Source organism: Citrobacter sp. Awk 4 (genome assembly GCF_028069725.1).
In the GTDB taxonomy this organism is placed as follows: Bacteria; Pseudomonadota; Gammaproteobacteria; order Enterobacterales; family Enterobacteriaceae; genus Citrobacter_D.
The window spans coordinates 1-23,809 of the sequence record NZ_JANEWG010000064.1 but is presented as its reverse complement, the minus strand read 5'-3'; the positions used below and the strand labels follow the sequence as shown (position 1 = coordinate 23,809).

Below are 23,809 nucleotides of genomic sequence, written 5' to 3'. Positions count from 1 at the left end.
TTTTTACATTTAGTTACAAGTTTAACACTTGCTTTAAGGTTTGTAATGACTAGATTGAAATCAGATGTAGTCCATTAGTTTTATATTTTGCCCATTAGGGCTGATTTATTTCTACAAACAGCAGTGCAACATCTGTCAGTACTTCTGGTGTCTCTATTTTAGTAGGGGCAACTGTCAGATGTGCGACTAAAAAAAAGTGGGGTTTCATCATGTTTAATGAAGTCCATAGTATTCATGGTCATACATTATTGTTGATCACTAAACCGTCCCTGCAAGCTACGGCCTTATTGCAACACTTAAAGCAATCTCTGGCATTAACCGGAAAACTACATAATATTCAACGTTCTCTGGACGATATATCTGCCAGCTGCATTGTTTTACTGGATATGATGGAAGCGGATAAAAAGCTCATCCATTACTGGCAAGACAACTTAAGCCGGAAAAACAACAATATAAAAACATTGTTGTTAAATACTCCCGACGATTATCCGTACAGGGATATTGAAAACTGGCCACATATCAATGGCGTGTTTTACGCAGCTGAAGATGAAGAGCGTGTTGTAAATGGATTACAAGGGGTCTTGCGAGGTGAATGCTACTTTTCGCAAAAGTTGGCCAGTTACCTGATCACACACTCAGGAAACTATCGCTACAACAGCACAGAGTCGGCGCTTCTCACTCATCGCGAAAAAGAGATTCTTAATAAGCTGCGTATCGGCGCGTCAAATATTGAAATCGCTCGTTCACTGTTTATCAGTGAAAATACGGTGAAGACGCACCTTTATAATCTTTTCAAGAAGATAGCTGTCAAAAACCGAACACAAGCGGTTTCGTGGGCAAACGATAACCTCAGGCGGTAAAGCCATGAAACGCTATCTGACCTGGATTGTAGCGGCTGAATTACTCTTTGCCTCCGGGAATCTACAGGCAGTAGAAGTTGAGATTCCCGGATTGTTAACTGACCACACGGTTTCGTCTATTGGCCATGATTTTTATCGTGCTTTTAGCGACAAGTGGGAAAGTGAATACACTGGCAACTTAACTATAAATGAAAGACCAAGTGCGCGTTGGGGAAGTTGGATCACCATAACCGTCAACCAGGATGTTATCTTCCAGACATTTTTATTCCCAACGAAACGAGACTTCGAGCAAACCGTCGTCTTCGCATTAGCACAAACTGAGGAAGCATTAAATCGCCGGCAAATAGATCAAACGCTATTAAGCACCGGTGATTTAGCGCGTGATGAATTCTAATACATATTATTGTCCGGAGGCTGTCATGCGTATCAAACATGCAGTAGTTCTACTCATGATAATTTCGCCGCTCAGTTGGGCTGGCAATATGACATTCCAGTTCCGCAATCCCAACTTTGGCGGAAACCCCAATAATGGGGCATTTCTATTAAACAGCGCCCAGGCGCAGAACTCCTATAAAGATCCTGATTTCGATGACGACTTTGGGGTTGAAACACCATCCGCATTGGATAACTTCACCCAGGCAATTCAGTCGCAAATACTGGGGGGATTACTCTCCAATATTAATACCGGGAAACCCGGCAGGATGGTGACCAGTGATTTCATCATTGATATATCCAATACGGATGGTCAATTGAAGTTGAATGTCACAGACAGAAAAACAGGAAAAATCTCCACCATTGAGGTGTCAGGTTTACAAACAAATTCAACCGATTTTTAAGCATCAGCCACGAAAGGACAATAATCATGCAGCGCTTACTGATTTTGGTTGCCGTATGCTTACTGAGCGGATGCTTAACCGCACCGCCTAAAGAAGCCGCTAAGCCGACATTAATGCCCCGTGCGCAAAGTTATAAAGACTTGACGCACTTGCCTATGCCGTCAGGTAAGATTTTTGTCTCGGTTTACAATATCCAGGATGAAACCGGACAATTTAAACCTTATCCGGCAAGTAACTTCTCAACCGCTGTGCCACAAAGCGCCACTGCTATGCTGGTGACGGCGCTGAAAGATTCTCGTTGGTTCATCCCACTGGAACGTCAGGGACTGCAAAACCTGCTGAACGAACGTAAAATCATTCGCGCAGCGCAAGAAAATGGCACCGTTGCCATCAATAACCGTATACCGCTGCAATCTCTGACTGCTGCAAATATCATGGTGGAAGGGTCAATCATCGGCTACGAAAGCAATGTGAAATCAGGTGGTGTGGGCGCCCGGTACTTTGGTATTGGCGCGGACACGCAATACCAGCTTGATCAAATTGCCGTAAACCTGCGCGTTGTTAACGTCAGTACCGGTGAGATCCTCTCCTCTGTAAACACCAGCAAGACCATACTGTCTTATGAAGTTCAGGCGGGGGTTTTCCGCTTCATCGATTACCAACGTCTGCTGGAAGGTGAAATTGGCTACACCTCTAACGAACCGGTCATGCTATGTCTGATGTCTGCTATTGAAACCGGCGTTATTTTCCTGATTAATGACGGTATCGATCGCGGTTTGTGGGATCTGCAGAATAAATCAGAGCGTCAGAACGACATTCTGGTGAAATATCGCCATCTGTCAGTCCCTCCGGAATCCTGATACCCAAAGCAAAAAAAAGCGTGAGGATGTCCTCACGCTTTTTTTTATTTGCTGGGCACCGCTTGCGATGCGCCTCGTTCCCGGCGGGAAGCCAGCCAGAGTCCGCTGTTTTTCATCGCGTAGCCAAAAACCAACCCCAGGGCGAGCGAAGGCAAAACCAACCGCCAGTCCCCCTGCCCTGCGAACGTTGCACATGCCCCGATAAAGGTACCCGGAACAAAGGAGAGCAACAGTTGCTTAGCCTGAATGCACATCAGAAACGCGACAATTCCGGTCATGATATAGCTGACAATCTCAAGGTGCGGTGCAAGCGCACTACCATGAATGATCACCAGTGCCCATACCATGCCGCTTAATAGCGTACATGCCGACATCGCCAGCCCTTTCAGACCACCCTGAGGGCAAGCAAAATAGGCGGTACACCCCAGGAAACCGGCCCAACTGAGCAAGCCGAGAGACACGGCCACCCATCCCCAGATACCGGAGAGAATGCCCGTTGTAATTGCAATGGAGAGAAGTATGTTCATAGGCCGCATCATAGCAGAAATACCGCACATGAATGCGACCGCGCACACAAATTATGCAAGCTTGCAGATCACCTTGCAGTAAATAGTGACTTAAATCACATTTACTCTTCGGCGTCTTCCTGTAACTCATCCCACATTGCGCTGATCGCATCACGCGTCAGTGGTGCCATCGTGCGCCAGAACGGGGTCGCAGCATGCGCTTCGACTTTACCCAGAAATGTGCCACACCAGGGGAGCAGATACTCCACGAACAAGGTTTCCAGCGCTTCACTTTCATCTTCAGCTGACTGATCCTCCAGCCATGATGCGGCCAACAGCAACGTACCAAGATGATCGGCTGGCGTATCCGCCAGAGGCATACCGCGAGCAGAAAGGAATGCCCGGACCTCAGACTCGGCAGCGCCTTCTACCCATGCGCTACGATAAGGCGGCACCGCGCACTCATCACCGACGAACAAGGCATTATAATCTGCCGCCAGTTGCGCCATATCACAGCTTTTCTGTAACCGGGCCAACAAATCATCTTGTTCCAGCGGCCAACTGGCTGACAATTTTCCTTCACGAATCAACGTAAACAGCGGAACCAGTAAAGGGTCCTGTGGTTGGCGGTAATAAAGCGATCCCAGCACGCGACACAGGATAGAAAACTCGTTCATTTATATATTCCAGTTATTAAGAATTAAAGTTCAGCAAATTCCGGGATAGGCTCCATGCCACGCGATTCCAGGAATGTCAGCAACCGTTTTGGCGAAACGTTGAGGATCCGCTCTTCCGGGAAGTTCACCTCGTCGAGAATTTTTCGGCACTCGGCAAACTCCCCTAACGTGAACGCCGTATGGGAGTCTGATCCTAATGCCACCCAGCCTCCGGCATCACGCACTGCCGCAGCCACGGCGCGGCAATTCTCTTCACTGCCTTTACGCGAATGCAAGAAGGAGGAGTTGTTAATTTCCAACGCGACCTGATATTTCGCAGCAGCCTGAGCGATCGCCGTAATATCAACAGGATATTTGGGGTTCCCGGGGTGGCTAATAATGTGCACATGACCACCGGCCATGGTGGCAATCATCGCCTGGGTGTTGGTATCTTTATCATGCGGTGCAAAAACCGGCTCATGGAACCCTGCGATGATCAAATCCAGTGAGGTGAGCATTGGGCCAGTACAGTCAATCTCACCCTCAATATTTTTAATGTTGGCTTCAATGCCCCGCAAAATGCCTACCCCATCAACCAAACGCGGCCATATACGCATATTGATAAAATGCCAGTGATGCGGGGCATCAGCCATATCCGGCCCATGATCCGTAATGGCGAACAGCTTGATACCTTTACGTTTGGCTTCCGCGATATAGTCACTCAGAGTACTGTAGGCGTGGGTGCTGGCGACGGTGTGCATATGCAGGTCAACGGGATACATCACTTTCTCCTGTATTCATTTTATGTCAAGGATAGCAGGAATCGACGCCGTTTATTAGTCGAAACCCGGCGCGAACCGGGTTTGCATCAGTAGCCTCGCTGGCGATCCACTTGCCCTGTAACGGGTTCACCGTTTTCCAGATGCAAAATGGTGCGGGAAATATATTCTACCGCTTCTGCGGGTCGGGTCACCGCCGCAATATGAGGCGTCATCGCCACACGAGGGTGTTTCCAGAGCGGGCTCTCTTTCGGTAATGGTTCATGATTGAAGACATCAAGCATTGCCCCTTTCAGTTTTCCACTCTCCAGCGCCGCCAGAAGATCATCTTCATTTATGTGAACACCGCGAGCCAGGTTAAGCACGTACGCTCCATCCTGCAGCTGCGCCAACAGTCCGGCATGGATAATCCCCACCGTCTCCGCCGTATTTGGCAGCAGATTAATCAGAACCCGGGTCTGGCTCAAAAACGCAGCGAGTTCCTCTTCACCGGCAAAACTTTCCACTCCGGGCCAGGACTTGCGGCTACGACTCCAACAACGAAGCGGGAATCCCCAGGCCTGTAGACTTTCGGCGACTTTCGCGCCTAACACGCCAGCCCCCATGATGCCGATCGTAAATTCCTCCCGAGAATACTCCGGCAACGGTCTCCACACGGATTCATTCTTCTGCGCCTGATAGTCATCAAAACGACGGAACCAATGCAATACCTGGCTCACGGCATATTCCTGCATCTGCAGCCCCATTCCCGTATCTTCCAGACGGAACAATGGGATTGACGGAGCCAGCATTTCTGGATGCGCTTTCAGCTTACTCAGAATGGAATCGACCCCAGCCCCCAGCGCAAAGACAGCTTTTAACTTCCGGCCTGCCAGCATTTCCACCGGAGGATGCCATACAAGCGCATAATCCGCGTGGGCATTATCACCCGCTTTCCATTCACGAACGTTAGCCCCAGGAATCGCTTTTGCCAACGCGTTCAGCCACCATGGCGTGTCGAATGTCGGGTGATAGAAAATTATCTCCATACTGTCTCCTGCGTGTTGTTATGCGGAATCTACTCGCACTTATTATCATCATTTTCATAAGGATCATCAGCATAACAAATTTAAGCCTGCTGGCAAAAAAAGCAGTTTCTGCTTAATTCCCCTCCATGTTGCTTGAAGTTTGTGTAAACGCACAATTTTTTAGAAAAGATGATTGACGTAAAAGGCGGATTTCCTTAAATTAGCGCCCGTTCCAGCAACACTGGAACGACAATATGGTGAGGTGTCCGAGTGGCTGAAGGAGCACGCCTGGAAAGTGTGTATACGGCAACGTATCGGGGGTTCGAATCCCCCCCTCACCGCCATATTCGAGAAAGAGCTCGTACGAAAGTACGGGATTTTTTTTCGCCTGTTGCACACGCCGGGGGGATGAGAATCCACGACCGGAGTTCGACAACTGGCGCAGCCAGTTGGACAGACCACGAACGCAGTGAGTGGGCTGCCCGTCAGGGCGAGCGAAGCGAGTCAATCCCCCCCCTCACCGCCATATTCGAGAAAGAGCTCATACGAAAGTACGGGCTTTTTTTTCGCATATTGCACACGCTGGGGGGATGAGAATCTCCGACCGGGGTTCGACTACTGGCGCAGCCAGTTGGACAGACCATGAACGCAGTGGCCTTTGCGCGGGCGACGAACACACCACCAGACTCCGTGCTTATCCTGGTGATCTGTTTACTGGATTCTTATCTTTAAATTAAACGGTTGCGTGCACTGCTAAATTGCAACAACTAAAAACCTGTCGTCATGTAATGACCAAATTTATCTTTTAACCTAATAAAACCTTGACGTCCTTCTTCTGAGTTTAAATTGTCTGATTTAATTAACTGCCTGACATCACTGATCAGTGGCAATGACTCTACACTTTTTTCGTCAGTTAGATGCAATATATCTTCCATTAATTTTGAATTATTAAATAAATTACGAACTTCNTCCATCGAAGAAAATATATACCCTTGTGAACTTTCCTTAAATTTGATTGTTACTGGAAATGGTTCTGCCTGATTTGTTAAATAATTTAGCAATTGAAAAACAAGCTTAAGGTAATGTCGAGTGCCTTTTAAATTTGCATTTTTGTACATATCTTGTTGAATAACTCGGTAATAAAAAGCTTCCTCATCTAACTGTTCATTCTTAAAAAAGATATTATGAGCCTGCTTAACATATGTCGCATCCTCCATCAGGGCAATCATAAATTTTTTATATGTAAGGACATGATCACTTTTCGTCACTGTTTTTCTCTTTACCAAATCGTCAATTATCTCCCCCTCTTCCAATCTCTGCCCTGGGTTTGGCCGTAATATATAGTCTTTAGTCGATGGATGCTGACACAATGCATCTGTGATAGCTTCTTGCTCATTGTGCCCTTCAATAGGGAGGATCAGTAAATTAGATTTAGCCTCTGCATATTTGTGCAAATAAACAAATTCTCCACTGGTTCCAGCGCCAGAAGTAGTAATACCATCCGCATCAGCCAAATATGCCAAATGCATAGCATTATAATCCCCCGTTGCTTTAGCACCACAAAAAATAAAAACCTTCTTATTATAATCGGGATCATTTTTTTTGATCTTATTCAAGATATGCCTGGCTATTATAGGTGTTTTCATATGTGCATAAATATATATCACCTTATCAATATCACCAACCTCTTTTACCTCGTTACCTTTTACCACACCAGAATAAATCCCTTTATCAAATTTAGCTTCTATATCTTGTATATCCAAAACAGAACTAAAAATTATTTGGTGAATTTTATTTTTAACTGCGCTGATAGTATCTCCCTCTTTTATACCTAAATCATCTAATATCTTGACAGATGTATTCAAAGTATTCTTTCCACCGAGACTAATATGCGATATTTGCTCCCCCCTCCCACCTAGCACTTTTGCTAAAACGGCTTTTTTCATTTCAATATTTGAATGACTATCTTCTTTATCTAACAATATTGCATGATTTTGTTGATCTACACGATTAGCACCGATAATTCCATTATTTTTTGCTGCTTTTTGTAAAGCTGGATCCATATCAGAGAGAACATAAACATTTTCCACTCCGTATTTACTCACGAGCTCTTCAATTAGAACATTGGCAGACATGCGAGGCAATTCATTGATTTTAATTTCAGAATGATAATCTGGAATATCAGACAGGTTTAACTGCAATGGCTTTCCGTCAAAATATTGCTTTAGAAAATCCATTTCCTCATTGCGTAACGGATACAATGCAATCCGCTCAAGAATACGTGCATCATCAGAACCTCCTGTTGCTTTATCAAGATAACCGTAAACAGGTTTTTCCGATTCAATAAGCTTAACAGAAATGAATTTATTGGTTAACTCTTTCGATAGATTAGTTAATTGCTCAGGACGTTGCGCTCCTTCCCAACGAGGTGGAACATACAATATAACAGCATCTCCATTTTTCAGCGAACCCTGGGATATAGCCTCCTGAACAATATTTAACGTTCTGGCCGTATGCCCCCCCCCAGTGGGAGAATATCCAACAACTAACACTTTTCTACTGGTGTCAACTTCAGCCACATCGCCGTGATTTGATTTTTCACTGGGTTGTGCATGACAACTTTCCTTTACCTTCTCAGCCTGACTTAACATAGCCCCCCCGGACACAAAATAAAAACAGACTTGAATAAAATTTTTGTCATTAACAGGTAATATCCAGTCCGGGTACATTTCAAAAAAACATACCCCACCAAAAATGCAATAAATCCATATACTGAATTCGATTAAGATTATGCAATCTGATTAGCTGTTGTAGATATTATTCCTGATTAAACATCATTTAAAAACAGCGATACCCTAATCATTCTGTATCAAGGGTATCGCCGACATATCTAACGATTAATTGAACGCGCTACACGAGTATAAGTATGTCTGACTCCGCGAATAGCAATACTGTAAGCCTGAATATTCTCCGGGAGTGCCATTCCCATATAACCCGTATCGCCAATATGATGCAAGTCCGCCCCCGCCATTTTACTCATTAGGGCAATCTGGCGAATCGTACCAATATCTGCGCCTTCCTGAGAGGTCCCGATTGCCGTCATTGCCAGCGCACCGTGTGTGTGGGCGCACTCGATTAACGCAGAGACCTTTTGCTGACTCATGCCGGGCACTGTTCCTGGTGCAGGAATTAACACAATATCCGCCCCCTGGTCGGCAAACCAGGCGACATCATTTTCGGTGATAATTGTCCCCCCACTCTCCTGAACCAGCCCTGCACCGTGCATTTTACCGCTGATAATAATCGCTCTGTCGCCAACAGCTTCACGAATATCTTTCACCGCAAGTCCTAGCGCCCTATTGCTGACGCCATTGTTGGGGTTACCCGTCAGCACCAGGATCTTTGCTCCCATATCTACCAGCCTGCAGGCATTCTCTTTTGTTGCTGCGCGGCCTGGCTTCATTTTCCAGATATCATCATGGTTAATAGCAAATTCAGGATCGACGGCTTCCAGGTTAACGCCAATGATACGTCCAGTCAGACGCTGTAATTCGTGCAGTATCTGCTCCGGAGCAATACCGGCAGGCATTCCCTGAATCACAGGTGCTTCACTATCAAACATATTAATCAGCAGAATATCCGCCCCTTGTGACGCAGCAAGTTCCGCATTAGTGACATTATTCAGCAGCGGCTGGGTAATTGCGATGGTCTCACTGACCATGACCCGCCCCTCACTGGCGCGGATCGCATACAGTAGTGCCTTTTTATCCATGCTGACGAAATCAGATGCACAACAGTCAAGTAAGCGCTTGTGTTCCATAAAAAGAGAGACCCTTATTGATTAACCAATTCACGAATTTCACCGGCGATAATTTCCGCCTGTGTTCCAACAATAACCTGTAAACCGTTATCACTGTGTTTTACGACACCCATCGCCCCGAGTTTTTTCAGTTCAGACTCATTGATGATACTCATATCGGCTATTTCCAGGCGAAGACGGGTGATACAGGCATCGATGTTTAACAGATTTTCTTTTCCGCCCAGGACACCAAGATAAGCGCTGGCTAATTGATGTTTCTCTCCAGTAGTCGGCATGGGGCTTTCGTTTTCTTCTCTCCCCGGCGTGGCGAGATTGAAACGGCTGATAAATAAACGGAACAGAAAGTAGTAAAGCAACGCCCAGACAATGCCGACAGGCAACATCAAAAGTGGATGGGAGGCCAGACCAAACGACAGGACATAGTCAATCAAACCAGCAGAGAACGTGAAACCGAGCTTGATACCGAGAATCTGGCAAACCGCCATCGACAAACCAGTTAACACCGCATGAATGCCATACAGCAGCGGGGAAAGGAACAGGAACGTGTACTCTACCGGCTCAGTGATGCCGGTCAGGAAAGTGGTCAAAGCCAGCGACAGAAAGAGTCCGGCGACGGCGGGACGTTTGTCTTTGGGCGCCGCGTGGTACATCGCCAGACAGGACGCAGGCAGGGCGAACATAAATACCGGGAAATAACCCGCCATAAACGCTCCGGCAGAAGGGTCTCCAGCAAAGAAGCGGTGAATATCTCCGGTAACAATCGTCCCGTCAGCGGTAGTGAATGAGCCAAAAACAAACCAGACCAACGAGTTGACGATATGATGCAGACCGACGACACGGAAAATCACGTTCAGAATGCCATATACAAACGGGCCAATCGGGCCAGAAGCGACCAGCCAGTTGCCAACAGCGTTGACGCCCTGTTGCACGGGGGTCCAGGCCCATGCCAGAACAAGTCCGAGCAACAGGCAGCTTAAGCCTGTAGCAATGGGCACAAAACGCTTACCGCCAAAGAAAGCCAGATATTCAGGCAATTTAATGTTTTGATAGCGGTTGTACAGTACGCCAGCCAGCACCCCGGTTAGAATGCCGGAGAGGACCCCCATATTCAGCTCTGGGTTAATCGCCTGCATCACCGATGTCAGCACCAGGTAGCCAATGGTTCCCGCCAGACTGGCAGCACAATGGTTATCTTTAGCAAAACCCCCGCTAATCCCGATAGCGAAGAGTAGCGGTAAATTATCAAACAGGGTTTGACCTGCTTTAGTGACAAAAACGATGTTAAACACATCCGGCTGCCCCAGTCTCAACAACAAACCAGCCACAGGGAGTACAGCGATAGGCAGCATTAGTGCTTTGCCAAGTCGCTGCATGATAACGAAAAAGTTTCCTTGCATATAATCACCTGAGTTTAAGTTTTAATTACAATTACAAATAAACCATTTATGTACCACTTATATACATTAGGTGAACTCAAGAATACTTTACCATAGAGAAAAGGTTGATTTGTGACCGCAATATCGCTTTTTTATCCTCTTTAATGGATCCTGAAGGTGACATATGCTGTATAAGTGGATAAAAATTGGTTCATATGAAATGAGTTTTACACGAGCACCTGGAGGGAAAATGTCTGCAACTCAGTCACCGGTATTTCATCTGGACAATGCCAGTGCGATGCCGCTGTACATGCAACTGGTTAATGCTATTAAGGCAGAAATTACGGCAGGAAGAATGCGTCCTGGAGATGCGGTGCCGTCTGAACGTGCATTAGTTGATATGTTGAAAATCGCACGCGGAACAGCGCGTAAGGCGCTACAGCAGCTGTTGAAAGAGAGGGTGATTATTCGCAACCAGGGATCGGGGACCTTTATCGCACCACATGTGCGCCAGTCACAACCACTGCTGGAAAGTTTTAGCGAGATGGCTGATGCCTGCGGAGGGGAAGCGAAAAGCGAACTGGTAGGCTATCTTCGTCGGGCATCCACAGCAGAGGAAAATAATATTTTACAATTGCAGGAAGGTAAAAACGAGGTGGTGGAACTGACCAGGGTGAGAAAGATAAATGGTATCGCTGTTTCCCTTCAAACTGCAATTTTACCTTCTTATCTTCTGGATAAAATCAGCGAACTGGATGAATCTTTGTATCTGCATCTGGAGAAAAAAGGTTCGCCAGTACTAAGAGCGACCCAGCGTTTCAGTGCTGTGGCAACAGACAGCAAGCTGGCTCATCATTTGAATATCAGGGAACACGAACCACTTTTACTGGTGACCCGCACTGGTTTTACTCACAATGACAAACCCGTCGAATGCACCCGAACCTGGTGTCTGAATGATTATTATGATTTTACGGTGGAGTTACATCGAAAAACACTGTGATTTTATTGACACATTCAGGCTGAACCACGCTATTTGTGCCTCTTCAGGCAATAATGCCGTTCAGCCATCGCTTAGAAACGCTGCACCGTTATTTCAGTTATGGGGTTAGTCCAGGTTGCGTAGTCTCTGCGAGAGAATAAGCCATCAATCAAAATATCCCGTTCACACATAGCGACATTGACAATGGCTTAACCTAAACGCGAGTTATTTAGTGTTAACTTGCATTGTCAGCGTGAGCGAGTCCACACCTGCACCACACTCAGGATTCATATAAATATGATTACCGAAATTATCTATCAGGTGAAGACGGGAATTACCACTGCTGTCTGACGTGTTATTAGAACGAAATTCAACACCTTCAGATGAAGATTCATAGTCAATAGAAAGCCCTACGAAGACCACCTCACCAGGATTAATGACAAGATTGTCACCAGTAGCAGTAATAAAACCGGAACATGCCCAACCATGAGCTTCGTGAGTACCCGTGAATCCTATTCTAAATCCTCCTGGATACGTATAAGTATTATCCATAGGGCAAGGGACATCATATAGTGGGGGTAATAGTAAGTGTTGTCCATAATTGGTCCACTGAGGCTTACCTTGAATTGACATTCCTTTGATATAAATAGAATCTATCTCACGGCCATATTGGATATAATCCCCGGCAGGTACAACATGATCAAAATTATAATTTTCGAACCAAAAGAACTTAAAGACATATCTTGAGTTCTCGGGAGTTGAGTCTATCGACACCCGGTATAAGCGCCTGATATGAGTTTGACCAATATTTCTCACTTCGCCATTATTATTGTAACGAAAATAATAGTCATCCGTACTATCATAATTTTTAATCAAAATATAATTACTACTTCCAGCGGTATTCGAGCTCTGGTATTTTTTCATGGCAGTAAAATTGATACCAAGACTAACACCCTTGTCACTATTAGAATTAAATGTATAAGTGCCACTCGTCTTTGCAGCACGAAGCTGCATACAAACGTAAACATCGTCTGCTGGTAAAGTGTCGCTGTAATGTCTGGAGCACCAGATGGCAAGTGGGTTGAGTTCAATCGAATAGGATTCTGGAGGGTTTGACGCAGAGGTCGTTCTGTTGTTATAAGGCTGTTCAAATTCTGTATATTTAGCCGTATCAATAAGTCCCGCGCCTAATATTACATCACCATTTTTGTTGACCAGAGTTAACGCATTTTCGACTTCTTCTTTTGACGGAGCAGGAATTCCGTCAGCCATGGTAAAAGTGAACCCTCTGAAAACAGGAATACAATGTGCCTTGAACACCCCACTCCTGTCGTTGGCACCGTTCATAAATAATGTGCCCGTGTTTTCATTCGTATTATCGGGATAGTGCATGGCGATAAGACAACTGACGTCGGTCACATAATCCCATGAGCAGGAGAAATTAACAGTAATGGGGGCCACTAACCCAGCAGGCGAACCGTCCGCAGAGAAATACTGGGCAGAACCATCGGATACTGATGTCAGTGGTGTGGCGCTGCTGCTTGCCTGCAAAGTCAGGGTACAGGAGCTCCAGATAACACCGTCTTTGGTGAGAGTCAGATCACCAGTAGCGGCATCAAATGAATAGTCACTCTCCGAACCTGGGATCGAGGCGCTCACCAGCGTGGTTCCGGTAGGGGCAACAAAATGAATACGTGAGCCTGCCACATCTAAGGTGAAATTGGTATCGACAGTAAATGTTATTGTGCCTGCTTTTCCGGGATAAATCAGAGGGTAAAGCCCATCGCTATCCTTCTGCTCCGTGATGGTAACCTCAGGTGCGCTGATAATGTTTACATCCGTATTACCGGATAATGCAGTGCTGTTATTCAGATATACGACTTGATAGCTGCCCTGCGCATGTGCATCGACAGCCGGAGTAATTACGGTGTCAGGAATGTGGAAAAGTGTGTACTGCGCGACAATATCCTGGGCCGTCAGTGTCCGTGGTTGACTCCAGATTGTTCCTGGTATCGGTGAATTAGGAGAGGTTTGATACCCATACCATCTCGCCGTGACTGTATCGCCTTCAGCCATTTCCGGGTAAGAGACCCTCATATTTGTACCCAGGTTCTCCATTACCGACGCATAACTCAGTGTCCCGAAAGCATCTGCATCAGGGAACGTTGGCGATGGCAATGTTGCGGGAGCTGGATTACCTGTGATTTCCAATGGAAAAGACATCGAGCTATGCATATTCCCGGCTAACGTCGTATAGTCATAAAGTAATTCGTAGGATCCATCATAAAAACAGTTAGCAGTAAACCCCCGTGAAACATCAATGTAGTAAGGAAAAACGGGGGGATTGGGTACAACATAGGACATACTTTTAACATTATCCCAGCAGAAAGTTATCAAATCACCAGGTTGAGGAACGATATTGTTCGGGGGGGCTGGGATATAAATGCTCACGCCCAATGCAATTTCATTGCCATCCAGTTGATGGTCCATTTCGGCATTTACAACAGCAGGGGCTGCAAAAAGAGGATCGCTGAAGTGGAGACCGCACATTGTGGAAACCGTATCAACGCTGGTACTGACAATTCCTCCAGAAGGCGCACTTGCCACAGCCTGAATGGTAGCCTCGCCGGCATCATCGGTGGTTGAGGTGTTACCGGACAGTGAGATATAGAGTGATCCTGAAATAAGTTGCCACTGAACAGAGACACCTGCTCCAGCCGGGGTTCCGTCAGCATTTTGAATAACCGCTGTTAGTGTGACAGGGGTACCCGGCAGTGCAGCTATGGGGGATGCCGTTACGCTCCGGATGATGTAGTTACTCTGACCCTGAACGAGGGCATTGCTTTTGGTTTGTATTGGAGTATTCATCAGATAATCTTCTATGAATGTTATGACAAACAGATAGCTGAATATCAGCACTTGTTTGAGCGTTAACATTATGGGATATGGCAAATATGAGAACTGCTGCCAGTTTCTGACAGCAGTTCTACACATCACACTGTTCGTTTAGTAGAGAACGACATTTACTGTTGCAATCGCCGAGACTTGGGTACTGCCATCGCTACGAACCACTGAATAGGAAGCCTGTGCGGTTCCACTGGACTTCAGTGCAGTAATGTACTCCTGAGGAATCGGCTCATCATGGAACCCTAATGAGTGATCACGTTCGTTCACCGCAGCGACTGGTGCGTATAACGAGTTTGCAACAGGGTCACCATTAGCATTGTACTCCTGCCAGTTGATGTTCAAATTGTCCCCTGCCGCCATGCCTGCATAGCGGATCCGCATCATGGTTCCCCCTGCGGCCACATTCGCGTTAATGGTGTTATTGTTCGCCTCAGGGAACGTTGGGGCAGGAAGATCGGATGGCGGTGTGACGCCATTGACAGTCAACGTGAAATCCCGCGAGCAGTGAGTGTTCTGGATACTATCTGTGAAAACGTAGAAAACGTCATAATCACCATTTTGCAGACATTCAGATTTAAAAAGCTCTGAAATATCAACCGGGATCGGGAACTGAGTTGTGCTATCTACCGGGAATTGTTTTGAATCCACCAACTGCGCCCCTTTCCCCCAGTAGAGCGTAATGTTATCGCCACCAGTATACGGGCCTTTATTCGGGTCGTAGATATAAGCTTCAACACCAAATGCAATCTCAGCAGCATCCAGCGTATGATCATCATCAGCGTTGAGAATAGATACTGCCGGCACTGTTGGCGCACTGAAAAACACATCACACGATGCCACTGCCCGCGATTTGATCTTAGCCACGATTGTACCAAGAACCCCTTGGTTAGTGCCGGTTGCCGTGATTGTAGCGAAGCCATCAGTATTTGTTATTGAGGAGGTTGACGATAATGCAATAAATAGCCCCCCTGCCTCAACGGACCAGTCTACTGTCACTCCCTCAACAGGCACGCCAGTGTCGAAATCCAGAACGGTGGCCCTTAATTCGATGGAACCACCCAGAGGAGCGATAAGTGTGGTTGTCGGTGCCACACTGATGTCGTAAACAGGAGTCGCTTGCAAGGTGGCAGTATTTTGAACCATCGGATCATCCATTTCGGACACAGTGATAGTGTAATTACCAGGGAAGGAGGCGGTCGCCGTTATTGAAGCGGTACCATCTTCTGTGCTGGTAGCTTTAGTCGAAGATGATAATTCGCAACCCACGGCTGGGGTAACAGTAAAGGTCAGATTGGTTGATGTTGTAACAGGACCAGAGCCATCAGCCAGCGTAGCAGTGATAGTTGATGTTGTTGCAGAATCCGCCGGGATACTCTCCAGGCTAACATCTACGGAAATTACATTTGTCATAACTAAATTCCTTGATTTCTATTTAAGTGAAAAACTAAGTTGCTGATATGTATACTCGGTAAAATGAGCACCGATAATTAAGCGCTCAAAAAATCAACTCCGATTTTTTACCGATATCCATACACCAGGCGTACACCTCACACTGGAAATGCAAAAGTATCTCAATGAGGCCAACCAGACTTTTCGGAATCTACACACAAAATATCTTTTTTTAATCAGTCCAAGTTTGGACTTCCAAATACACCTAAATTAGAGAAGGAAAATGACATTACATTTCCTTAATTTAGATAGGCATTCCGTGGAAAAAGCACATTTCACACCCATCAAAATTGATAGAGTATATGGCGATGCCATAACTCAGAAATTTAAAATTCAATGAGTAGACCTTATAGATTGGTGTCGGGTATTCATTTTCCCTTTTCACGTAATTTTATTTTTATGAAATAATACTATGGAAATTAAAAAAACACGCCAGAACATTATCGCCTATTTAATGGTCGGGATGCAGATTCTGCCTACATTTTCGGCATTAGTTTTTAGTCCTTCGATTGATGCAGCGCCATCTTCTTCACAAACAATCGAGCCTGTCGGAGCGCCAGCTCCCGCCTCCCAGTCGGCATCAAATGTTGCTACCTCTATGGCCAGCAACTATGCAGCCGACAGCGTTGAACACTGGCTGCAGCAATTCGGCACAGCCAAAGTGCAGCTTAACGTGGACGACAGAGGTAATTGGGACAATAGCGCTGTTGATTTGTTGATGCCGCTTTATACCAACAAAAACTCATATGCGTTTACCCAGTTAGGTTTAAGAGCACCCGATAGCCGTACTACCGGTAATTTTGGTTTTGGAATGCGAATATTTAATAAGAACTGGATGTACGGCGGAAATATATTTTTTGACCAAGATTTCACCGGCCATAACCAACGTATTGGTTTTGGTGCCGAGGCGTGGAAAAACTATCTTAAGTTTTCTGCTAATACCTATCTTGCAATTAGCGATTGGCATAATTCTCGCGATTTTGACGATTATTATGAGAAGCCAGCAAATGGTTTTGACTTAAGAGCCGAAGGATACCTCCCTTCCCTGCCGCAGCTTGGTGCTAAGGTCATGTACGAAAAGTACTATGGCAGCAATGTGGCATTATTTGATAAAGAACATTTACAGAGCAATCCTTCTGCGGTAACCGTTGGGCTTAACTATACGCCGGTACCTCTGATTACCGCCGGTATTGACTATAAGCAAGGGCAAGACTCTACCAACGAAACACAATTCACGCTCAATTTCAGATATTCGTTCGGCCAATCATTCAAATCACAAATATCACCGACTGAGGTTGATGGGTTACGTCAGCTTAACGGTAGCCGTTACGATTTAGTCGATCGTAATAATGAAATCGTTCTGCAGTATAAAAAGAAAGCCCAGGATGATGTTCTCGCCAACCTTAAGCTATATAGCACCAAAGATAACAGCCCTGCCGATGGTACCACCGCTAACGAGATTACGGTCAAGGCCGTCACCGCAGGCGGTAGCCCGGTGAAAAATGCGGTCATCAACTGGAGCAGTGATGGTCATGCAAAACTCAGCACCACGACTAGTGTGACTGACGGTAATGGTCAGGCATCTGTCCAGTTGACCAACACCTCTGCTGAGCAGGTTGGCGTACAAGCCTACTCTGGCTCCGTCACCCAAAGTATTCATTCTTCCTTTATACCTTCTGTAGAAGCACTAAACCTGGTGCTCACTCATAATAGCGCTGCCGCCGACAGTAATGAACAAGATGCAGGCCAGGTCACAATAAAAGATACAGATGGCAACGCGATGGCCAACGTTCCGGTGAGCTGGGCCGTGAATAGCGGCGCTGTGATCATTAACAGCGACAGCACCACCGACAACAATGGTAACGCCAGCGTGCATTTCAACAATAAAAAAGCTGGTAATGTCACGCTAAAAGCGACAGCCGCCGGGAAAAGTGAGTCCGTCGTTGCCACTTTTATTGCGCAGAATGTGGCAAAAGTGGATCTGACCGTAACCAGCAATACCATCGTCACCGGCAGCGTGGATACCGCTCAGGCCACTGTTATCGATGACAACAAACAACCTATTGCTAGCGTCCCGGTGCAGTGGTCAATAACCGGAAGCGCAACGTTTGCTCCAACTGCAACGGAGGCATCCAGGACCAATCCAGGAGGAGTTTCCAGCGTCAGCTTCAGCGACACTAAGGCGGAGACCGTCACCCTGACTGCGACAGTCGGTGGAAAAACCGCTTCGCAAACCATCGTATTTACAGCCGGTGCAGCCACTGCTGTGGTGGTCGCCCTGGACAACAATAATGTGGTGGCCGACGGCACCACGCCTCTCAACGCCCATGCCACCGTCACCGACAACCACGGTAACCCGGTGCAGAATGCCACCGTCACCTGGACATCGGGCGGCAGCGCAATGACTGGCACCGCCACGCCGACCAATGCATCCGGCGTCAGCACCGTCACCCTGACGGACAGCAAAGTGGAGACGGTGAACCTGACCGCCACCGTAAACGGCCAGAGTGATGCAAAGTCTGCCACCTTTGTCGCCGGGGCCGCCGCATCTGTGGTGGTCACGCTGGATAACAATAATGTGGTGGCCGATGGCACCACGCCGATCAATGCCCGGGCCACCGTCACCGACAGCAAAGGGAACCCGGTGCAGAATGCCACCGTCACCTGGACATCGGGCGGCAGCGCAACGACTGGCACCGCCACGCCAACCAATGCGTCCGGCGTCAGCACCGTCACCCTGACAGACAGCAAGGCGGAAACGGTAAACCTGACCGCCACCGTAAACGGCCAGAGTGACGCAAAGTCTGCCACCTTTGTCGCCGGTACCGCCGCCGCCGTGGTGGTCGCCCTCGACAATAATAATGTGGTGGCCGATGGCACCACGCCTCTCAACGCCCATGCCACCGTCACCGACAGCAAAGGGAACCCGGTGCAGAACGCCACCGTCACCTGGACATCGGGCGGCAGCGCAACGACTGGCACCGCCACGCCAACCAATGCGTCCGGCGTCAGCACCGTCACCCTGACGGACAGCAAAGTGGAGACGGTGAACCTGACCGCCACCGTAAACGGCCAGAGTGACGCAAAGTCTGCCACCTTTGTCGCCGGGGCCGCCGCATCTGTGGTGGTCACGCTGGATAACAATAATGTGGTGGCCGACGGCACCACGCCGATCAATGCCCGGGCCACCGTCACCGACAGCCACGGTAACCCGGTGCAGAACGCCACCGTCACCTGGACATCGGGCGGCAGCGCAACGACTGGCACCGCCACGCCAACCAATGCGTCCGGCGTCAGCACCGTCACCCTGACGGACATCAAGGCGGAAACGGTAAACCTGACCGCCACCGTAAACGGCCAGAGTGACGCAAAGTCTGCCACCTTTGTCGCCGGTACCACCGCATCTGTGGTGGTCACGCTGGATAACAATAATGTGGTGGCCGATGGCACCACGCCTCTCAACGCCCATGCCACCGTCACCGACAGCAAAGGGAACCCGGTGCAGAATGCCACCGTCACCTGGACATCGGGCGGCAGCGCAACGACTGGCACCACCACGCCAACCAATGCGTCCGGCGTCAGCACCGTCACCCTGACGGACAGCAAAGCGGAAACAGTAAACCTGACCGCCACCGTAAACGGCCAGAGTGACGCAAAGTCTGCCACCTTTGTCGCCGGGGCCGCCGCATCTGTAGTGGTCACGCTGGATAACAATAATGTGGTAGCCGATGGCGTCACGCCGATCAATGCCCGGGCCACCGTCACCGACAGCAAAGGGAACCCGGTGCAGAACGCCACCGTCTCCTGGACATCGGGCGGCAGCGCAACGACTGGCACCGCCACGCCAACCAATGCGTCCGGCGTCAGCACCGTCGCCCTGACGGACAGCAAGGCGGAAACGGTGAACCTGACCGCCACCGTAAACGGCCAGAGTGACGCGCAGTCTGCCACCTTTGTCGCCGGGGCCGCCGCATCTGTGGTGGTCACGCTGGATAACAATAATGTGGTGGCCGACGGCACCACGCCTCTCAACGCCCATGCCACCGTCACCGACAGCAAAGGGAACCCGGTGCAGAACGCCACCGTCACCTGGACATCGGGCGGCAGCGCAACGACTGGCACCGCCACGCCAACCAATGCGTCCGGCGTCAGCACCGTCGCCCTGACGGACAGCAAGGCGGAAACGGTGAACCTGACCGCCACCGTAAACGGCCAGAGTGACGCGCAGTCCGCCACCTTTGTCGCCGGGGCCGCCACGACCATTGTGGTGACCCTCGACAACAATAATGTGGCAGTAGACAGCGCTACACCACTCAACGCCCATGCCACTGTCACCGACAGCCACGGTAACCCGGTACCGGGCATCTCCGTCACCTGGACGTCTAACGGCAGCGCGACACTTGGCAACGCCACGCCGACGACAAACACGTCCGGCATCAGCAGCGTCACCCTGACAGACGATAAAGCGGAGACCGTAAACCTGACCGCCACCATGAACAACCAGAGTGACACTCAGCCCGCCACCTTTGTACCCGGTGAACCGGCGAGTATCGCCATTAATATCATTCCTGACACAAGCGCCATCGCCGATGGGGTCGATACGCTTGCTCCCCAGGCCATCGTTAAAGATAGTAAGGGAAATGTGGTTGCGGACGGTACTCCAGTAACCTGGGGTGCTATCTCTGCCACACCATCACCGAAGGTGTCCCTCATAAAAAATGGTGCAGCCAATGCAGCCGTCACAAGCACAACGGTTGGCCCTGATACTGTGACCGCCACCGCTGGCAGTGTCCATGCTGACGTATCGGTTTCCTTCACGGCACGCACTTTTGGTTCACTGCGTTTCCCTGCGGAAATGCCAACCGGTACCGCTGACGGTACGCCTGTGGAGGTAATGGTGACACTCCTGGATTCATCAGATCTCCCAATACAAGGAGCAACCATTACCTGGGGTACAGCAGATGGTGACGCCGTCGCAGCACAAACAACATCCGTGACTGACCAAAGCGGTATTGCAAGAATGAATTACAGCTCGACTTCTGCAAGAATGAGTGTCATTGACGCAAAGTCAGCACTTAGTTCTGTGACCGCAACAGCGCAATTGGTATTTAGGCATTGAACATGACCGCCAGAAACATTTAGTACATCAATAACAATAGAAACCAGGCAGGGGGCGAATGCCCCCTGTTGTCATAGCTGATGCAAAAAAGCGTGTTTTTTCCTTGCCATCATGCAGTGATGCTAAGAAGAATGTGGTTTAACAAGGGGCCTGAAAATTCACACGGTATATGCGGCTGTATGGTTATTCCACTGATTTTTACAAGGGAGCGATACCTTTTGGAAAATCACAATCCGGTGAACATTCGCAAACCTGATAGAACTGATTCGTGTTGGCAAAATCAGTCGCCACATTAATGTACTGGAGGGTGACTAATTCCGTTGAAACGTTGTACCACCCCATCACAGGAATTACTCCGATAAGTGCATAGAGCCGCTGCGTTTTTTCCAGGTGAATACGCTGCAACTGATATTTAGTACGGGAGAAATCCAGGATAGCGTAAACCCACAAATCCTCATAGTAAAACTCATCATAGCTGGAAAACTTTAGTCACGAATCTGAACTCCTGGTTCTTTCTTATCTTCATTTCAAAGCTAAAGGATATCCTCCCTATTCCTCTTAAAAATCACATCAATTGAGTTTTAATAACATCTTTATCTGTCGCATGGTATTCTTTTATCCGGCTTATAAATCACTCTTTAAATTCACCAGTGCATACGCATCTCACCGATTATCGTTGTCAGCACCTACCTCGCAGAAAGCCATCCTGCCTTATAATTTGGATATTTTTTATGAGATATATGAAGCATTAATTGCACAGTCCGAAATCAAAAATTAGACATGGTTGTCAATCCGTCTCTGCTAACTTCTTTAGGAGTAAATCAATGACACAAGTAGTTCACTTATCTGTCATTAGACTTGAAACACAACTTGTGTTTCAAGAACAAACAGAGCGGTGCAGGTTGCCCGTCTATGTTTCACCCCCGCTCAGTTAAAAAATACAGCTGGGTATTGGGAAATAATCGGGCGCTGGCGTGGATGATTTGAGACTGTTTGACCGAAACAAGCATGGACTGGTTACAGCAGACTATTCTATTTAATCGTTACAAAGAGGGAAGTGCTATGGCTACAACTGTTGATCAGATTGCTGCATCTTATCCCATTCCGACATACAGATTTATTGTGTCGATGGGGAGTGAAGATATTCCATTTAATAATGTATCAGGGCTGAATATTGCCTATGATACTATCGAATACCGCGACGGCATTGGTAACTGGTTCAAAATGCCAGGGCAAAGGCAGGCTGTAAATATCACATTGCGTAAAGGTGTATTTCCTGGTGATTCTCAGTTATATGACTGGATTAACAGCATTTCATTAAACAAAGTAGAAAAGAAAGATATTACTATCAGCCTCACTGATGAGGTCGGAACAACGTTGTTGACGACCTGGAATGTGTCAAATGCTTTTCCAGTGTCATTAACGTCCCCTTCTCTGGATGCTGCCAGTAATGAAATTGCCATTGAAGAAATTGCGTTAATGGCCGATCGCATTACTATTCAGGCAAACAGTTAGTTGCGGAGGCTATATGACAGTTACAACAAGTTATCCTGGCGTATATATAGAGGAAGATTCCTCCCAAGCTATATCCGCAAGCCATCTCTCCACTGTCGTACCCGTATTTGCGACGTATAATAAATTCCCGATAATAACAAAGATAAATTCATGGCTGGATTACCTGCAAAAAAAGGGGGAAGGATTCAACAATGAGTATCTGGCGGATATTTCAGTTCGAACCTATTTTGAAAATGGAGGAGGACCATGTTATGTCGTGAACAAATCAGGCCTGGCTTCGCAAGTACCACTGCACCCTGACATTACGCTATTAGTCACTGCGGGGCAGCAAATCACTGCTGATACGATTAATTCGCTGTGTAATGAAGATAGCGGTATATTTGCACTTTTTGACTATATGGCTGGGGAGTTAACCGGTAATACGGATATCAGCACCATATTTTCTGAAAATAGCCATGCCGCAGTCTACTATCCTAATTTGATCACTTCATGGGCTGCAATACCAGTGCCCGCAAGTGCACTTATGGCGGCATTCTATTATCAGAACGACAGAACTCGCGGCGTCTGGAAGGCACCAGCAAATATGACTATTCCTGCGGGCTATCAGCCTCAATATAAAGTCACTGCTACGCTTCAGGGAAAGTTTAACAGCGGTCTGGCGATAAATATGCTTCGTCAGGTGGATTATCGGGGCCCCGTGGTCTGGGGGGCAAGAACGCTGGAGGACAGTGACAACTGGCGCTATATACCGGTAAGACGCCTGTTTGACAGTGCAGAGCGGGATATTAAAACTGCCATGCAGTCAATGGTGTTTGAAACCAACAATCCCCCCACCTGGGAAAAAGTTCGTACTGCCATTATTAACTATCTTCACAGTCTGTGGCAGCAGGGTGCACTTGTTGGGACAACGGAGAAAGAAGCCTATTTTGTGCAGATTGGTAAAGGGCTCACCATGACCGATGACGATATCAGTCAGGGGAAAATGATCGTCAAAGTTGGCATGGCGGCAGTGCGGCCAGCAGAATTCATTATTCTGCAATTCAGCCAGAATGTCGAACAACAATAATTACACAATATTATCGTACCAGGCTCAATGGTGTTGCTAACTCAACAACTGGAGAATAATGATGACTGTCACGC

The 23,809-nt window shown here is 47.7% G+C and carries 15 protein-coding genes, 1 tRNA gene and 1 pseudogene; 9 read left to right on the top strand and 8 right to left on the bottom strand.

What is annotated here, in order from left to right; all coding sequences use genetic code 11:
* Window positions 1-209: 209 nt before the first annotated feature.
* The 4 genes from csgD to csgG are packed head-to-tail and all read left to right on the top strand — an operon-like array spanning window position 210 to window position 2,556.
* Window positions 210-860, top strand: coding sequence for a biofilm master transcriptional regulator CsgD (gene csgD / locus NNO04_RS19895; RefSeq protein WP_162380571.1), 651 nt, complete (start codon window positions 210-212; stop codon window positions 858-860).
* 4 nt (window positions 861-864) lie between these two features.
* Window positions 865-1,254, top strand: a complete 390-nt coding sequence (gene csgE / locus NNO04_RS19890; protein ID WP_271446121.1) for a curli production assembly/transport protein CsgE — start codon at window positions 865-867, stop codon at window positions 1,252-1,254.
* 25 nt (window positions 1,255-1,279) lie between these two features.
* Window positions 1,280-1,696 carry a curli production assembly/transport protein CsgF gene (gene csgF / locus NNO04_RS19885; protein ID WP_271446120.1) on the top strand — a complete coding sequence of 139 codons (417 nt, stop codon included), beginning with the start codon at window positions 1,280-1,282 and terminating at the stop codon, window positions 1,694-1,696.
* A 26-nt stretch (window positions 1,697-1,722) separates the two neighbouring features.
* Window positions 1,723-2,556 carry a curli production assembly/transport protein CsgG gene (gene csgG, locus NNO04_RS19880; protein ID WP_271446119.1) on the top strand — a complete coding sequence of 278 codons (834 nt, stop codon included), beginning with the start codon at window positions 1,723-1,725 and terminating at the stop codon, window positions 2,554-2,556.
* 40 nt (window positions 2,557-2,596) lie between these two features.
* Here the strand turns inward: csgG and NNO04_RS19875 are convergent.
* The 4 genes and pseudogenes from NNO04_RS19875 to ghrA all read right to left on the bottom strand — a co-directional run.
* A pseudogene (locus NNO04_RS19875) lies at window positions 2,597-3,083 on the bottom strand (DUF1097 domain-containing protein); the annotation flags it as partial.
* A 101-nt stretch (window positions 3,084-3,184) separates the two neighbouring features.
* Window positions 3,185-3,739: a TorD/DmsD family molecular chaperone gene (locus NNO04_RS19870; protein WP_271446118.1), complete on the bottom strand. Its 555-nt coding sequence runs from the start codon at window positions 3,737-3,739 to the stop codon at window positions 3,185-3,187.
* A gap of 23 nt (window positions 3,740-3,762) precedes the next feature.
* Entirely contained in the window at window positions 3,763-4,500 is a 738-nt protein-coding gene (locus NNO04_RS19865; RefSeq protein ID WP_271446117.1) for a phosphatase, read from the bottom strand.
* Between the two features lie 86 nt (window positions 4,501-4,586).
* Window positions 4,587-5,525, bottom strand: a complete 939-nt coding sequence (gene ghrA / locus NNO04_RS19860; protein WP_271446116.1) for a glyoxylate/hydroxypyruvate reductase GhrA — start codon at window positions 5,523-5,525, stop codon at window positions 4,587-4,589.
* Window positions 5,526-5,760: 235 nt separating this feature from the next.
* Between ghrA and NNO04_RS19855 the strand changes: the two genes are divergently transcribed.
* Window positions 5,761-5,848: transfer RNA gene (locus NNO04_RS19855), tRNA-Ser, on the top strand.
* A gap of 2,546 nt (window positions 5,849-8,394) precedes the next feature.
* Here NNO04_RS19855 and NNO04_RS19850 read toward each other — a convergent pair.
* A complete protein-coding gene (locus NNO04_RS19850) occupies window positions 8,395-9,324 on the bottom strand; it encodes a DUF7916 family protein (protein WP_271446115.1) in 930 nt (309 codons plus the stop codon).
* 14 nt (window positions 9,325-9,338) lie between these two features.
* Window positions 9,339-10,721, bottom strand: coding sequence for an N-acetylglucosamine-specific PTS transporter subunit IIBC (gene nagE / locus NNO04_RS19845; RefSeq protein WP_271446114.1), 1,383 nt, complete (start codon window positions 10,719-10,721; stop codon window positions 9,339-9,341).
* Window positions 10,722-10,950: 229 nt separating this feature from the next.
* Between nagE and NNO04_RS19840 the strand changes: the two genes are divergently transcribed.
* Window positions 10,951-11,700, top strand: coding sequence for a GntR family transcriptional regulator (locus NNO04_RS19840; protein WP_271446123.1), 750 nt, complete (start codon window positions 10,951-10,953; stop codon window positions 11,698-11,700).
* Window positions 11,701-11,904: 204 nt separating this feature from the next.
* Here NNO04_RS19840 and NNO04_RS19835 read toward each other — a convergent pair whose 3' ends face one another.
* Together NNO04_RS19835 and NNO04_RS19830 are read right to left on the bottom strand one after the other, a co-directional pair.
* Complete coding sequence (locus NNO04_RS19835) at window positions 11,905-14,616, bottom strand: Ig-like domain-containing protein (RefSeq protein ID WP_271446113.1); 2,712 nt, start codon at window positions 14,614-14,616, stop codon at window positions 11,905-11,907.
* A gap of 69 nt (window positions 14,617-14,685) precedes the next feature.
* Window positions 14,686-15,996, bottom strand: coding sequence for an Ig-like domain-containing protein (locus tag NNO04_RS19830; protein ID WP_271446112.1), 1,311 nt, complete (start codon window positions 15,994-15,996; stop codon window positions 14,686-14,688).
* A 451-nt stretch (window positions 15,997-16,447) separates the two neighbouring features.
* Here NNO04_RS19830 and NNO04_RS19825 point away from each other — a divergent pair, with 451 nt between their 5' ends.
* The 3 genes from NNO04_RS19825 to NNO04_RS19815 all read left to right on the top strand — a co-directional run bounded on the left by NNO04_RS19825 (window position 16,448) and on the right by NNO04_RS19815 (window position 23,735).
* On the top strand, window positions 16,448-21,154 hold the full coding sequence (locus NNO04_RS19825; protein WP_271446111.1) for an Ig-like domain-containing protein: 4,707 nt from the start codon (window positions 16,448-16,450) through the stop codon (window positions 21,152-21,154).
* A gap of 1,062 nt (window positions 21,155-22,216) precedes the next feature.
* Complete coding sequence (locus tag NNO04_RS19820; RefSeq protein WP_271446122.1) at window positions 22,217-22,669, top strand: phage tail protein; 453 nt, start codon at window positions 22,217-22,219, stop codon at window positions 22,667-22,669.
* Window positions 22,670-22,682: 13 nt separating this feature from the next.
* Entirely contained in the window at window positions 22,683-23,735 is a 1,053-nt protein-coding gene (locus NNO04_RS19815; RefSeq protein WP_271446110.1) for a phage tail sheath family protein, read from the top strand.
* The last annotated feature ends 74 nt before the right edge of the window (window positions 23,736-23,809 follow it).